We start from the raw sequence: 14,070 nt of genomic DNA, 5'->3' as shown, positions 1-14,070 counted from the left end.
ATCAGGCGGCCCCGCGCAGGCGTTCGAGCAGGCCCATCGCCGCGTGCGGCGCGCGCTCCTTCGCGCCGTTGATGAAGTAGACGAACACGTCGCGTGCGGCGGTGCGCGCCGCCGGCGCGAGCACGCGCGGCAGGTCGTCGGGCTCCTCGCCCATCGCCCAGGCGTTCGCGCGCGCGGCCCAGCCGTCGAGCGCGGCGGGCGGATAGCCGCTCGCCTGCGCGGCCTCGCTGCGCATCAGCCGCACGTAGACGAAATCGCCGGTGAGGTCGGCGAAGGAGGGGTACTTCGGCGAGTCGGTGAACACCGTCGCCACGCGATGCCGGCGCGCGAGTTCGACGTATTGGGCGCACAGGAAGCTTGCATGGCGCACCTCGACCACGTGACGCAGCGCACGGCCGTCGAGCGTGCGCGGCAGCAGCTCGAGGAAGGCGCCGAAGTCGGCCGCGTCGAAAGTCTTGCCCGGCTGGAACTGCCAGTTGATCGGGCCGAGGCGGTCGCCGAGTTCGGCCAGCCCGCCGTCGACGAAGTCGGCGATCGTCTTGCCGGCCTCGGCCAGCACGCGCCGGTCGGTGGCGTAGCGCGGCGCCTTCAGCGAGAAGACGAAACCGTCGGGCGTTTCCGCGCGCCACTTCGCGTAGGTGGCCGGCTTCTGCGCGCCGTAGTAGGTGCCGTTGACCTCGATCGCGGTCAGCGCGCGGCTGGCGTATTCCAGTTCGCGCCGCTGCACCAGCTTGGCCGGATAGAAATTGTCGCGCCACGGCGCGTAGGTCCAGCCGCCGATGCCGGCGCGCACGCGTCCGGCGCGGGAGGCGGGCGCGGCGAACAGGTCGCCGGCTTCGGATGTCGGTTTGGGCATGCGCAACTCCGGTATCGCGGACGGTTCGCGGCCGCTCTGCGCGGCTATGATGCGGCGTCCGGTCGTGGAAGCGAAATCCGCATGTCGTCATCGACCCGTCTGCTCGCGCTCGGCGTTGCCGTCGTCGCCTGGGCCGCGCTGCTCGCGCAGTACGTCCTGATGCTGGCCGGGACCTGGAACGATCCCGGGCCGTGGGTGGCGACGCTGCGCTACTTCAGCTTCTTCACGATCCTGAGCAACCTGCTGGTGGCGCTGACGGTGACGTCCGCGCTGCGCTCGGCGCGCCGGGCCGGCTTCTTCGCCGACGCGGCGGTGCGCGGCGGCGTGGCGCTGTGCATCGGCGTGACGGGCCTGGTGTATTTCTTCGTGCTCAGCGCCACCTGGGCGCCGACCGGCGCGCAGTGGCTGGTGGACAAGGCGCTGCACTACGTCACGCCGCTGGCGTATCTGGCCTGGTGGCTGGTCGCCGCCGGGCACGGCCGCCTGCGCTGGAGCGATGCGCCGCGCTGGCTGCTGTTCCCCGGCGTGTTCCTGCTGTGGTCGCTGCTGCACGGCGCCTGGACCGGCTGGTATCCGTATCCGTTCCTCGAAGTCGGCGCGCTCGGCTACGCCGCGGTGCTGCGCAACGGCGTGCTGGTCGGCGTGCTGTTCCTCGCGCTCGGCCTGCTCCTCGTCGCGCTCGATCGCGCGATGGCGCGGCGGCGCGCGGTGCTGCCGGCGGGGGCCGGCGATCGGGCAGAATGAGCGCATGGACGATACCGGAACGATCTCGCGCGAACCCCACGTGCTGATCCTCGGCGGCGGCTTCGGCGGCCTGTGGGCGACGCGCGCGCTGGCCTCGGCACCGGTGCGCGTGACCCTGGTGGACCGCACCAACCACCATCTGTTCCAGCCGCTGCTGTACCAGGTCGCGATGGCCGGCCTGTCCTCGCCGGACATCGCCGCGCCGCTGCGGCACATCCTGCGCCGGCAGCGCAACGTGACCGTGCTGATGGACGAGGCGACCGCCGTCGACGTGGACGCGCGGCGCGTCACGCTCGCCAGCGGCGAACTCGGCTACGACTACCTGGTGGTCGCCACCGGCGCGCGCCATTCCTACTTCGGGCACGACGACTGGGCCGCGCACGCGCCGGGACTGAAGACGCTCGACGACGCCTTCTTCATCCGCCGCCACATGCTCGAGGCATTCGAGTTCGCCGAGCGCGAGAGCGATCCGGCGGCGCGCGCCGAGTGGCTGAACTTCGTCGTCATCGGCGGCGGCCCGACCGGCGTGGAACTGGCCGGCACGCTGGCCGAGATCGCGCGCCACACCTTGCCGCGCGAGTTCCGCCGCAGCGATCCGCGCACCGCCAACGTGCACCTGGTCGAGGCCGGCCCGCGCGTGCTGCCGTCGATGCCCGAGTCGCTGTCGGAGAAGGCGCGCGTGCAGCTGTGCAGGCTCGGCGTCGAGGTGCTGACCGGACAGGCGGTGACCGGCATCGACGAGCGCGGCGTGCTGCTCGGCGAGCGCCGCATCCGCGCGCGCACCGTGCTGTGGGCGGCCGGCGTCGCCGCCTCGCCGCTCGGCGCGCAGCTCGGCGCCGAGCGCGACCGCGCCGGCCGCGTCAAGGTGGAGCCGGACCTGTCGCTGCCCGGCCATGCGGACGTGTTCGTGATTGGCGATCTCGCCAGCGTCGCGACGGACGGCAAGCCGGTGCCCGGCGTCGCGCCGGCCGCCAAGCAGATGGGCGCCTACGTCGGCGCGGCGATCCGCGACCGCCTCGCCGGCCGCACGTCACGGCCGTTCCGCTACCGCGACTACGGCAACCTCGCCACCATCGGACGCATGGCCGCGGTCGTCGACCTGCGCGGCCTGCGCCTGTCCGGCGTGTTCGCCTGGCTGTTCTGGCTGGTCGCGCACGTGTTCTTCCTGATCGGATTCCGCAACCGCATCGTCGTGATGTGGGAATGGATCTGGTCGTACTTCACCTACCAGCGCTACGCACGCATCATCATCGGCCGCGAGCGCGAGCGGCCGAAGTAGCGCGCATCAGCCGGCGTCGGCCGGCTTCCATGGATCGTAGCTGCCGAAGCTCCACATATGCCCCTCGAGGTCGCGGCAGCTGTAGCCGGCGCCGCCGTAGTCCTTGGTCTCGTACTCGTCGACGATCACTGCGCCGGCCGCCTTCGCGTGCTCGTAGTGCGCCTTGCAGTCGGCCACGATCACGTAGGGCGCCTGCGTCTCGCGGCCGCCGATCTCGTCGGGCTGGGCGATGCGATCGCCCCAGGCGCTGTCGCTGGCGCGCGCGACCGAGCCGAGCATGATCATGCCGTTGCCGAAGGTGAGCTGCGCGTGGTGCACGACGTCGCCGTCGGCGTAGACGGCCTGTTTCTCGAAGCCGAACGCGTTGCAGAGCCAGTCGATCGCGGCCAGCGCGTCGCGATAGCGCAGGCCCGGAATGATCGTGGAAACGGTGTTCGCGGCGTGGCGGGACATGGGCGTCTCCGTAAGAGTGGACCCGCACAGCGTAGTCCGCCGCGCCGCACGCGTCTCGCGGATTCCGGCAAGGCGCCGCCGCTGCGCGTCGTCGGCGTGAACGCGCGCCTCGTCCTCGGGCAGGTCGACGAGCATCGACGCGTGCAGCGGCGCGGCGGGACGGATGCAGGTGAAAGCCATGCGGCACCTCGCGCCAGGACGCAGGTTACGCCCGGGTGCGAAAGCGGCTAGCCTCGCGCTTTGCCCCGCCGGCGGAGCCGCCCATGAGCCAGGACTACACGATCGTCCGCAACGAAGCGGCGAGCCGTTTCCAGACCACCGTCGACGGCGCGCTGTGCGTGCTCGACTACCAGTTGCACGACGGCGTCCTGACCATCACCCACACCGGCGTGCCCGCCGCGGTCGGCGGCCGCGGCATCGCCGCCGCGCTGACGCTTGCGGCGTTCGACACGGCCCGGCGCGAGGGTTGGCGCGTGGTGCCGGCCTGCTCCTACGCCGCTGCGTGGCTGGCCAGGCATCCGCAGTACGCCGATCTGGCCGGTCGCCGCTAGCCGGGAGTTTCGCGGCGCGCGGTGTCAGCGCGCCGCGCCGCCGTCGAGCCGGCGCGCCATCGCGAGGTGGCGCTTGCGCACCGCGGAGTCGGGCACGAAGCGCTCGGCGAGCAGCGGCGCCATGCGCTGGTGCAGCGCGCGCGCGTCGTCGACCTTGCCGCGCGCGAGCAGCACCTCGGCGAGGTCGAGTTCGGTTTCGATCGTGTTGTTGGCGTTCCGGCCGATCTTCTGCGACAGCATCTGGGCGGCGCGGCGCAGTTCGGTCTCCGCTTCGGCGAGACGGTCGCGGTCACGCAGGATCAGGCCGCGCGCGCGGGCGAGATAGCCGAATCGCGGATGCGTCGGCGGTTCCAGCTTGCGCAGCGCCGCCTCGAGCTGCTCGGTGTGCGCGGACGCCTCGTCGAGCCGATGGCTGCGGCGCATCCATTCGGCCAGGCGGAACAGGCGGTTGACGCGCGCGACGTTGACGTCCCTGGAATCGTCGCTGCCCTTGACCGGCGCCTGGATCAGCGGGAGCGCGGCATCCATCTGGCCGTTCTTGAGCAGGTTGAAACCGAGGTTGAGGCGATAGACGGCGAGGCCGGGGCTGTCGGGATCCTCGCTCTGCTCCAGCAGCAGGTCGAACGCCTCGCGGAACATCGGCTGCGCACCGGCGAAATCGCCGGCTTGCTCGAGCGCGCTGGCGAGGTTGTTCAGCACCAGCGAGTACGACGGGGATTGCCGCTGCCCGCTGTCGCGCAGCAGCTCCTGCGTCTGGCGCATCAGCGCGATCGCCTCGACGATGCGACCCTGCAGCTGGACCATCTGGGCGAGGTTGATGCGCGTGGTGACCACCCACAGGCTGGCCGGATCGAGCGTGCGCAGGCGCGCCTGGAGCATGCCGCGCAGCAGGCGTTCGCCGTCGGCGTAGCGGCCTTGCTGCTCGTACACCGTTTCGAGGATGCCCTGCGCGTTGAGCACCTCCGGCGCGTCGATCGGCAGCAGGCTGCGCATCAGCGCGATGCTGCGTTCGGCTTCGCGTTCGGCCTCGTCGAGACGGTTGAGGCGGATCTTCACCTCGGCCGACGCGTAGAGGCTGCGCGCGTAGGCGAGGCGGTCGCGGCCGGTCATGTCGCCGGCATAGTCGAGGGCGCGGCGCACGTGAGCCTCGGCGGCCGCCGGATCGCCGTTGCGCGCCTGCGCGATGGCGAGCGTGGAGAGGATCTCGGCGGCGAGCTTGCGTTCGTCGCGCGCTGCCTCGCCGAGTGTGGCGAGGGCTTCCTGCAAGGTGGCCTGGGCGAGATCGGTGCGCTCGGCGAGGATCATCGCCAGGCCCTGGTCGGCCAGATAGCTCGCACGCTGGCGCGGGGTTCCGTGCGCGCCGGCCAGCTCGGCGGCCTGGCCGAGGGCGTCGATCGCCGGCTGCGTCAGGCCGAGTTCGAGGTAGAGCTTGCCCAGCGTGGCGAGCAGCCGCGCGTGCTGTTCGGGCGCGTCGTCCAGCATCGTGCCGATCTCCCGCCGCCCGCGATCGACGAGATCGCGAGGGGTGATCGGACGATTGCCGCTGTTCTCCGGCGATGCCGAGCGGAACAGGGCGACCACGTAGTCGACGACGCCCTCGGCCGCCGCCGAGCGATGTTCGGCGATGCGTTCCGCCTGGCGCGCGCGATCGCGCTCCTGCGCCAGGCGCCAGGTCAGCCCGGCGCCGGCGGCGAGGGCGCAGGCCGTCGCCGCGACGGCGATGCGATGGCGGCGCACGAACTTGGCCAGGCGATAGGCCGGCCGGTCGCGGGCGGCGAGCACCGGGCGGTCGCCGAGACAGTTCCGCAGGTCCTCGGCCAGCGCCGCGGCGGTGCCGTAGCGGCGCTCGGGCTCGGCGCGGGTCGCCTGCGCGACGATGCGGGCGAGATCCTTGTTCACGCGCCGCCGGTGGGAACGCTCCGGCAGCCGCAGCTGCCCGTCCGCCGTCGGTGCGATGCCGTAGACGATTTCGTGCAGCAGGACGCCGAGGCCGTAGACGTCGGTGGCGGTGTCCACGCGCTGGCCGCGCCGCTGCTCGGGGCTGGCGTAGGCGGCCGAGAGCCACGACAGGCGGGTGGTCTGCGCCGGCGCGTCGGAATGATCGAGCAGCTTGGCGATGCCGAAGTCGAGCAGGATCGGCTCGCCGTCGGCGCGCACCAGCACATTGGCCGGCTTCAGGTCGCGGTGGATGACCAGGCGCTGGTGCGCGTACTGCACCGCCATGCAGATCTTGTCGATCAGCTGCAGTTTGGCCGCCAGCGGCGGGTCGCGCCGGCGGCAGAACTCGTTCAGTGGCTCGCCGTCGACGTATTCCATGACCAGGTACGGCTGCCCGTCGGGCATGCTGCCGCCGTCGAGCAGGCGCGCGATGTTGGGATGATCCAGGTCGGCGAGGATCTGCCGCTCGCGGCGCAGGCGCTGCGCCGACTCGCGCGTCGGAAAGCCGCGCAGCAGCTTGATCGCCACGTGCCGGCGGAATGTGCCGTCGGCGCGCTCGGCGAGGAACACCGTGCCCATGCCGCCGCTGCCGATCTCCTCGCCGAGGCGGTACGGTCCGAGGCGGCCACCCGGCGACGCGGTGGCGCGCAGGCTGGCGTGCGGCAGGCCGGCCGTGCCGCCCTGGTCGGCCTCGACCAGCCGCACCGCTTCGCGCTTGAGCGCCTCGTCGTCGCCGAGGCCGGCGAGCCATGCCGCGCGCGCCCCGGCGGGAAGCGCGAGCAGGCCGTCGAACAGCTCCTGCAGGCGCTGCCAGCGGGCGGGAGAGATTTCGGAGTGGTCCATGCGCGGTGTCGCGTTGCGGGTGGCGGCCTTCCGCCGCGTAGCGGCAGGGTTCATCCGACCAATACGGTGTCCGGCGCGCAAACCGATCGTCCGAACCGAGCGTCCCGACCGATCGCCGCCCGGCGGGCGGCGAGGTCAGCGGCTGGCGAGCGGCTTGGCGGCGGCGAGCCGCCGGCCCAGCGCGGCGTGCTGCGCGCGCACCACCGACTGCGCGACGAAGCGTTCCTCCAGCAGCGGCGTCGCGCGCGCGTGCAGCTCGCGCGCCTCGTCGACGTTGCCGCGCGACAGCTGCACGTCGGCCAGCTGCAGTTCGACCTCGATGGTCGGGTTGGCGTCTTTGCTGCCGGTGCGCGCGAAGTTCTCGGCCGCACTGCGCAGCTCGCGTTCGGCCTCGTCCAGGCGCTGCTGGTCGCGGTAGACCAGGCCGCGCACGCGCGCCACCGCGCCGTGGCTGGAATGCTGTTCCGGATACAGCGCGGCGAACGCGGCGGAGGACTGGTCCAGGTAGCGCAGCGCGTCCTCGTAGCGGTGCTTGCGGCGCATCCATTCGGCCAGGTGCAGCAGGCGGCGCGCGTTCAGCGCGGCCGCATCCGCGCCTTCGATCTCGGTGGTGAGCCGCGCATAGGCTTCGTCGAACCGGCCGTTCAGCAGCAGGTTTCGGGCATGGTTCTGGCGCAGCATCGGCAGCATCGGCGCGTCGCCGCCGGTGCCGTCCGTGCTCGCGCGGCGTTCCACTTCCTCGAACAGGACCAGCGAGCCGGGGTAGTCGCCGGCCTGCTCGAGCAGGCTGGCCAGGTTGTTCAGTCCGATCAGGTAGGACGGGCTCTGTTCCTGCTTGCGCGCGCGCATGTAGTCCAGGTTCTGCCGGAACAGCGCGCTGGCCTCGACCACGCGGCCCTGCTCGTAGACGGCCCGTGCGAGGTTGTTGCGTGCGGTGATCGCCCAGGCGCTGTCCGGTTCGAGCGTGCGCAGGCGCACCTCGAGCATGCGGCGCAGCAGCCGCTCGCTGTCGGCGAAGCGGTCCTGGCGGTCGTAGATCTGGGTCAGGAAGCCGCTGGCGGAAATCACCTCGGCCGAATCCTCCGGCTGGTTCCGGCGCATCAGCTCCAGGCATTGCAGCGCCGTCGCTTCGGAGTCGCCGAGCCGGTTCGCACGCAGCTGCGCCTCGGCCAGGCCGCTGAGCGCCTGCGCGTACAGCGTGCTGCCTTCGCCGGCAGCCTGCGCCGCGTAGCCGAGCGCGCGCCGCGCCGTCGCCTCGCCGGCCTCGGTGTCGCCGTTGCGCGACAGCGCGATGGCGAGTGTGGTCAGCAGCTCGGTGACCTGCGTGCGTTCGCCGGCATCGATCTCGCCGAGCAGGCTTTCGGCTTCGCGCAGCACCGGCACCGCCGCGATCGAGCGTTCGGCCAGGTTGAGCGCATAGCCCTGGTCGGCGAGGTAGCGCGCGCGCTGCTCGGGCGTGCCGTGCTCGCGCTCGATCCCGGCCGCTTCGGCGAAGCTCTCGGCGGCCTCGTCCTGCAGGCCGAGCTCGTTGTAGATCTGGCCGAAGGTGCCGAGCAGCCGCGCGCGCTGCAGCGGCGCGTCGGCCAGGCGCGCGCGGATCTCCTTGCGGCCGCGGTCGACCAGGTCGCGCGGCGCGATCATCGCGGTGCCGATCTCGTCGGGCGAGGCCGAGCGGAACAGCGCGACGAGGTACTCCACCACGCTCTCGGCGGTGGCCGACTGCTGCTGCGCCACCGCTTCGGCGCGCAGCGCGCGGTCGCGCTCGCGCGCCAGGCGCCAGGTGAACAGCGTCGCCAGCGTCAGGCCCGCCAGCGCGGCGGCGGTGGCGAGCCGGTGCCGGCCGACGAACTTGGCGAGCCGGTAGCCCACGCGGTCCGGCGCGGCCTGCAGCGGCCATCCGTGCAGATGGCGCGTCAGGTCTTCGGCCAACGCCGCGGCCGAGACGTAGCGGCGGTCCGGCTCCGGATGCGTGGCCTTGGCCACGATCAGGTCGAGTTCGGGATCGATGCGGCGCTGCGCGCTGCGGCTCGGCGGCGGCAGGCGTCCGTCGGCGGCGGGCCGGGGCGGGGCCTGCGCGAGCACTTCGTACAGCAGCACGCCCAGGCCGTAGACGTCGGTCGCGGTGCTGACGCGCTCGCGCTTGACCTGCTCGGGGCTGGCGTAGGCCGGCGTGAACCACGGCAGGCCGGTCTGCTCGGCGTCGCCGCCGGTTTCGGCGAGCAGCTTGGCGATGCCGAAGTCGAGCAGGATCGGCTCGCCGTCGGCGCGCACGAGCACGTTGGCCGGCTTCAGGTCGCGATGGATGACCAGGCGCTGGTGCGCGTACTGCACGGCGGCGCAGATCCGGCCGATCAGCTCCAGCCGCGCGGCGGTCGGCAGCGCGCGCTGTTCGCAGAACGCGTTCAGCGGCACGCCGTCGACGTATTCCATGACCAGGTACGGCTGGCCGTCGGCCGTGCTGCCGCCGTCGAGCAGGCGCGCGATGTTCGGGTGGCTGAGGTCGGCGAGGATCTGCCGCTCGCGGCGCATGCGCTGCGTCGACTCGCGCGTGGGGATGCCGCGCAGCAGCTTGATCGCCACGCGCCGGTCGAAGGCCTGGTCGATGCGTTCGGCGAGGAACACGGTGCCCATGCCGCCGCTGCCGATCTCCTCGATCAGGCGGTACGCGCCGAGCTCCCGGCCCGGCGGCGGCGAGGTTTCGCGCGCGGCGGCCTCGCGCAGGCGCGAGGTCATGCCGTCGCCGTCGCGTTCCTCGGCCTCGACCAGGGCGAGCGCCTCGGCGCGCAGCGCCGCGTCGGCCTCGGCGTCGGCCAGCCAGGCCGCGCGCCGCTGCGGCGGCAGCGCGATCAGGCCGTCGAACAGTTCCTGCAGCCGCTGCCAGCGCTCGGGATTCATGCGGCGAGCTGCTGCTTGAGCCAGGCGCGCGCGAAGCGCAGTTCGCGGTCGACGGTCGGCACCGACACGCCGACCACCTCGGCGATCTCCTCGCGCTTGAGCCCGAGCAGGTAGTTCAGCTCGACGATCTCGCACTTGCGCGCATCGATCGCGCGCAGCGCGTCGAGCGCTTCTTCCAGCGCCAGCGCCTCGCCGGAGTCGCCGCCGGCGGCGTTCTCGGCGGCCGACAGCGTGACGTGCACTTCGCCGCCGCCGCGCCGCTCGCTGCCGCGCGCGCGCGCCGCGTCGACCAGGATGCGCCGCATCGCCACGCTGACCACGCCGTAGAAATGGCGGCGGTCCTGCCAGGCGACGTCGGCGTCGATCAGGCGCAGGAACAGTTCGTTGGCCAGTTCCGTCGGCTGCAGGGTCAGCCGCTCGCCGAACTGGCGCAGGTGCTTGCCGGCAATCGCGCGCACGCGCGCGTAGACCAGCTCGGTCAGGCGTTCGCCGGCGCCCGAGTCGCCGCCGCTCCAGGCGTGCAGCAGGCCGGTGACGGCCGCTCGATCGGGGTCGGCGAGGGGAGTTGCGGGCCTGTCCATACTCGGCACCACGCGGCTGCAAACCGGGGAAGGGGGCGAATTGGAGCGCAGAGTACGGCTTCCCCGGCCGCCCCGCACTGGCTGTTCGTCACGGTGCGCATCCTGCGTCCCAACCCCGTTCCCCGGCCGGCTCGCGGCAACGAAAAAGGCCACCGCGCTGCGGTGGCCTTTTCGTCGAAAGAGTTGGTCGGGGTGACAGGATTCGAACTTGCGACTTCTACCTCCCGAAGGTAGCGCTCTACCAGGCTGAGCTACACCCCGACTGTCCGCCGTAGCGGGCCGCGAATTCTAACGATGGCCAACGCGGTGTGCAATACGTCCGGCGACGGCGGCCTTCCGGCGCCGGCTTGCGGGTCCGCCGCGCCGCCCGGCCGCGCACGGCCATCTGCTAACCTAGGCGGCCCGCGTCCGCCGCGGCTCCGCCGCCGCCGCGGCGCGATTATTTCAAGGACATCCATGGCTTTCACACCCGCCCGCACGATGCCCGGCGTGCTCGAACTGCTGCCGCTCGACCAGGTCGAGTTCCAGGGCATGCTGGACGCGATCCGGCGCAACTTCGAACGCTACGGCTTCCTGCCGATCGAGACGCCGGTGATGGAATTCTCCAGCGTGCTGCTGACCAAGGAAGGCGGCGAGACCGAGCGCCAGGTGTATTTCGTGCAGTCCACCGGCGCGCTGCAGGCGGCCAAGGACGGCGAGGTGCCGGAACTGGCGCTGCGCTTCGACCTGACCGTGCCGCTGGCGCGCTACGTCGCCGAGCACGAGCACGACCTGGCCTTCCCGTTCCGCCGCTACCAGATCCAGCGCGTCTACCGCGGCGAGCGCGCGCAGCGCGGGCGCTTCCGCGAGTTCTACCAGTGCGACATCGACGTGGTCGGCAAGGACGCGCTGTCGGTGCGTTACGACGCCGAACTGCCGGCGGTCATCTACAGCGTGTTCCGCGAGCTGGACATCGGCGCGTTCACGATCCAGGTCAACAACCGCAAGCTGATGCGCGGCTGGCTCGAGGGACTGGGCCTGACCGATGCGGAGCGGCAGGCGGCGGTGCTGCGCGAGGTCGACAAGCTCGACAAGCGCGGCGTCGACGCGGTGCGCGCCACGCTGACGGGCGAGGGCTTCGGGCTCTCGGCCGACGCGGTCGGCAAACTGCTGGATTTCGTCGCGTTCCGCTCCACCTCGCTGGACCAGGCGCTGGCCAAGCTCGATTCGCTCGGCGCCGGCAGCGAGGCGCTCGAACAGGGCAGGGCGGAGCTGAGGGAGACGCTGACCCTGATCAAGGCCTTCGGCGTGCCGGAATCGCACTTCGCGCTGAACCTGTCGATCGCGCGCGGCCTGGACTACTACACCGGTACCGTCTACGAGACGACCTTGAACGACCACCCGCAGATCGGCTCGATCTGCTCCGGCGGCCGTTACGAGAACCTCGCCAGCCACTACACGAAGTCGAAGCTGCCCGGCGTGGGCATCTCGATCGGCGCCACGCGCCTGTACTGGCAGCTGCGCGAGGCCGGCCTGCTCAAGGGCGGCCGCAGCACGGTGCAGGCGCTGGTCGCGCAGATGGACGAGAACGAGCTGCCGCGCTACCTCGAACTCGCCACCGAGCTGCGCCGCGCCGGCATCAACACCGAGGCGGTGGTCGAGCCCGGCAAGCTGGCGAAGCAGTTCAAGTACGCCGACCGCGCCGGCATCCGCTTCGTGCTCGTGCTCGGATCGGACGAGATCGCCAAGGGCGTGGTCACGGTCAAGGACCTGCGCAAGCAGGAGCAGTTCGAGGTCGCGCGCGCGGAGCTGGCCGAGACCCTGCGCGTGGAGATCGCGCAGGCGGCGGCGATGCCGCGCGGGTAAGAGTGTTGCTCTGGCAGAGGCAGCCGGCCCGCGCAGGAGGCATCGGGTTTCTGCAGCGCCATCCGGCCACCCGCGACGTCATGCCCGCGAACGCGGGCATCCACGGTGCTTGGCCGCTATGCCCTCGAAAGCAAATTGGATTCCCGCCTTCGCGGGAATGACGGCAGCACGGAACAAGGTTCGAATTCCAATGCAGAAGAACACCATCACCCTCGACGGCAACAGCCTGACCCGCGAGCAGCTCGTCGCGATCGCGCGCGGTGCGCGCGTCGCGCTGGACGCGGCGCAGCTCGTGCACGTGCAGCGCGCGGCCGATTTCCTCGCCGAGAAGGTCAGCGTGGGCGAGCCGATCTACGGCGTCACCACCGGCTTCGGCAGCAACGCGGACAAGCTGCTCGGCGCGCACCGCGTGCGCGACGAGCTGCCCGGCGGCAATCCGGAGAAGCGCGAAGGCACGCTGCTGGAAGAGCTGCAGCACAACCTCGTCATCACGCACGCCGTGTGCGTCGGCGAGCCGTTCGCGGCCGAGGTCGTGCGCGCGATGCTGGCGATCCGCATCAACACGCTGATGCGCGGGCATTCGGGCATCCGCGTCTCGACGCTGCAGGCGCTGGGCGAGCTGCTGAACCGCGACGTGATCCCGCTGATTCCGCAGAAGGGTTCGGTCGGCGCCAGCGGCGACCTCGCGCCGCTGTCGCATCTGGCGATCGTGCTGCTCGGCGGCGGCGAGGCGTTCCACGGCGGCGAGCGCGTGAGCGGCGCGGAAGCGCTGCGCCGCGCCGGCCTCGAGCCGGTGCGGCTGTCGTTCAAGGAAGGTCTCGCGCTCAACAACGGCACCGCGCAGATGCTGGCCTGCGGCGTGCTCGCGCTGGATCGCCTGGAAACGCTGGTGGCCACCGCCGACCTCGCCGCGGCGATGACGCTGGACGCCTTCGCCGGACGCGTCGGCGCGTTCAAGCCGGAAGTGCACGCGCTGCGTCCGCATCCGGGGCAGGTCGAGACTGCCGAGCGTATCCGCGCGCTGCTGCGCGGCTCGACGCTGGCCGACATCGCCTATCACCTGGTGCCGCGCTTCCGCAGCTGGCTGGCCGACGCGTGGAGCGACGCGCAGGACCGCCAGCGCAACTTCGACATCGCCTGGGACTGGGTGCCGGCTTCGCAGCGCCACGGCCGCGAGGCGTTCTACACGCGCTTCCTGCCGTTCAAGGGCGGCAAGAAGCACCAGCCGCAGGATGCCTACTGCCTGCGCTGCATGCCGCAGGTGCACGGCGCCGTGCGCGACGCGATCGCGCAGGCGGCGCGCGTGCTCGACATCGAACTCAACGCCGTCACCGACAATCCGCTGGTGTTCCCGGACGCGGCCGGCGCCGAGGTCATCGAGGACCAGGTCGTCTCCGCTGGCCATTTCCACGGCATGCCGCTGGCGCTGGCGATGAGCTACGTCAAGGCGGCGATTCCGGTACTGGCATCGATCTCCGAGCGCCGTTTGAACAAGCTGGTCGATCCAGCCACCAACGACGGCCTGCCGGCGTTCCTGATCGGCAACGAGGACGCGACCGATTCCGGTTTCATGATCGTGCAGTACACCGCCGCGGCGCTGGTCAACGACCTCGCCACGCGCGCGCATCCGGCCTCGGTGTATTCGGTGCCGACCAGCGCGAACGCCGAGGACCACGTCTCGATGGGCGCCAACGAGGCGCGCCACGTGCTGGAGATGACCGAGGACCTGAGCCACGTGCTGGCGCTGGAGCTGTACACCGCGGCGCAGGCGCTGGACTACCGCCAGGACATGCTCAACGCCGCACGCCGCCTGGCCGAGCGCGGCGACTGGCGCGAGCTGGCGGCGAAGATCGCCAACGCGCCGGAGGCGAATCATCCCTCGCGCGCGCAGTTCGAGAGCGAGGTGCAGGCGCTGGCCGCCGCGCTGGCCGGCGCGCGCGACTTCCACGCCGGCGAGGCGGTGGCGAAGGCGCACGCGACGATCCGCGAGCGCATCGCATTCATGTCGCGCGACCGCGCGATGGACGGCGACGTGAAGGCGGTCTGCGAGCTGGTGGCGTCCGGAACGCTGGTCGGCTGAGTCCG

General features: G+C 71.8%; 10 protein-coding genes and 1 tRNA gene. 5 read left to right on the top strand and 6 right to left on the bottom strand.

Annotated elements, in window-relative coordinates:
* Position 1: 1 nt before the first annotated feature.
* Complete coding sequence (locus ACFO6Q_RS08120; RefSeq protein ID WP_380020126.1) at positions 2–856, bottom strand: DUF72 domain-containing protein; 855 nt, start codon at positions 854–856, stop codon at positions 2–4.
* Positions 857–937: 81 nt separating this feature from the next.
* Here ACFO6Q_RS08120 and ACFO6Q_RS08115 point away from each other — a divergent pair, with 81 nt between their 5' ends.
* Together ACFO6Q_RS08115 and ACFO6Q_RS08110 are read left to right on the top strand one after the other, a co-directional pair.
* Positions 938–1,600 carry a Pr6Pr family membrane protein gene (locus ACFO6Q_RS08115; RefSeq protein WP_380020125.1) on the top strand — a complete coding sequence of 221 codons (663 nt, stop codon included), beginning with the start codon at positions 938–940 and terminating at the stop codon, positions 1,598–1,600.
* Positions 1,601–1,604: 4 nt separating this feature from the next.
* Positions 1,605–2,879, top strand: coding sequence for an NAD(P)/FAD-dependent oxidoreductase (locus ACFO6Q_RS08110; RefSeq protein ID WP_380020124.1), 1,275 nt, complete (start codon positions 1,605–1,607; stop codon positions 2,877–2,879).
* A 6-nt stretch (positions 2,880–2,885) separates the two neighbouring features.
* Here the strand turns inward: ACFO6Q_RS08110 and ACFO6Q_RS08105 are convergent, their stop codons facing one another.
* Positions 2,886–3,332: a VOC family protein gene (locus tag ACFO6Q_RS08105; RefSeq protein WP_380020123.1), complete on the bottom strand. Its 447-nt coding sequence runs from the start codon at positions 3,330–3,332 to the stop codon at positions 2,886–2,888.
* Between the two features lie 263 nt (positions 3,333–3,595).
* On the opposite strand from ACFO6Q_RS08105, the gene ACFO6Q_RS08100 reads away from it, so the two are divergent.
* Entirely contained in the window at positions 3,596–3,883 is a 288-nt protein-coding gene (locus ACFO6Q_RS08100) for a GNAT family N-acetyltransferase (protein ID WP_380020122.1), read from the top strand.
* 24 nt (positions 3,884–3,907) lie between these two features.
* Here the strand turns inward: ACFO6Q_RS08100 and ACFO6Q_RS08095 are convergent, their stop codons facing one another.
* The 4 genes from ACFO6Q_RS08095 to ACFO6Q_RS08080 form a co-directional block, all read right to left on the bottom strand.
* Positions 3,908–6,664: a protein kinase domain-containing protein gene (locus ACFO6Q_RS08095; protein ID WP_380020121.1), complete on the bottom strand. Its 2,757-nt coding sequence runs from the start codon at positions 6,662–6,664 to the stop codon at positions 3,908–3,910.
* A 135-nt stretch (positions 6,665–6,799) separates the two neighbouring features.
* Positions 6,800–9,559 carry a serine/threonine-protein kinase gene (locus ACFO6Q_RS08090; protein WP_380020120.1) on the bottom strand — a complete coding sequence of 920 codons (2,760 nt, stop codon included), beginning with the start codon at positions 9,557–9,559 and terminating at the stop codon, positions 6,800–6,802.
* Positions 9,556–10,140 (bottom strand): ECF-type sigma factor, encoded by a 585-nt coding sequence (locus tag ACFO6Q_RS08085; RefSeq protein ID WP_380020119.1) that lies wholly within the window; start codon positions 10,138–10,140, stop codon positions 9,556–9,558. Before ACFO6Q_RS08085 ends, ACFO6Q_RS08090 begins: the two co-directional genes overlap by 4 nt.
* 184 nt (positions 10,141–10,324) lie before the next feature.
* Positions 10,325–10,401: transfer RNA gene (locus ACFO6Q_RS08080), tRNA-Pro, on the bottom strand.
* 195 nt (positions 10,402–10,596) lie between these two features.
* Between ACFO6Q_RS08080 and hisS the strand changes: the two genes are divergently transcribed.
* Positions 10,597–11,985 (top strand): histidine--tRNA ligase, encoded by a 1,389-nt coding sequence (gene hisS / locus ACFO6Q_RS08075; protein WP_380020118.1) that lies wholly within the window; start codon positions 10,597–10,599, stop codon positions 11,983–11,985.
* A 190-nt stretch (positions 11,986–12,175) separates the two neighbouring features.
* Positions 12,176–14,065, top strand: a complete 1,890-nt coding sequence (locus ACFO6Q_RS08070) for an HAL/PAL/TAL family ammonia-lyase (RefSeq protein ID WP_380020117.1) — start codon at positions 12,176–12,178, stop codon at positions 14,063–14,065.
* The last annotated feature ends 5 nt before the right edge of the window (positions 14,066–14,070 follow it).

The sequence above is a fragment of the Dokdonella ginsengisoli genome, from assembly GCF_042652785.1.
Taxonomy (GTDB): domain Bacteria; phylum Pseudomonadota; class Gammaproteobacteria; order Xanthomonadales; family Rhodanobacteraceae; genus Dokdonella_A; species Dokdonella_A ginsengisoli.
The sequence above is the reverse complement of the archived record's forward strand: the minus strand, read 5'-3'. Positions and strand labels throughout refer to the sequence as shown.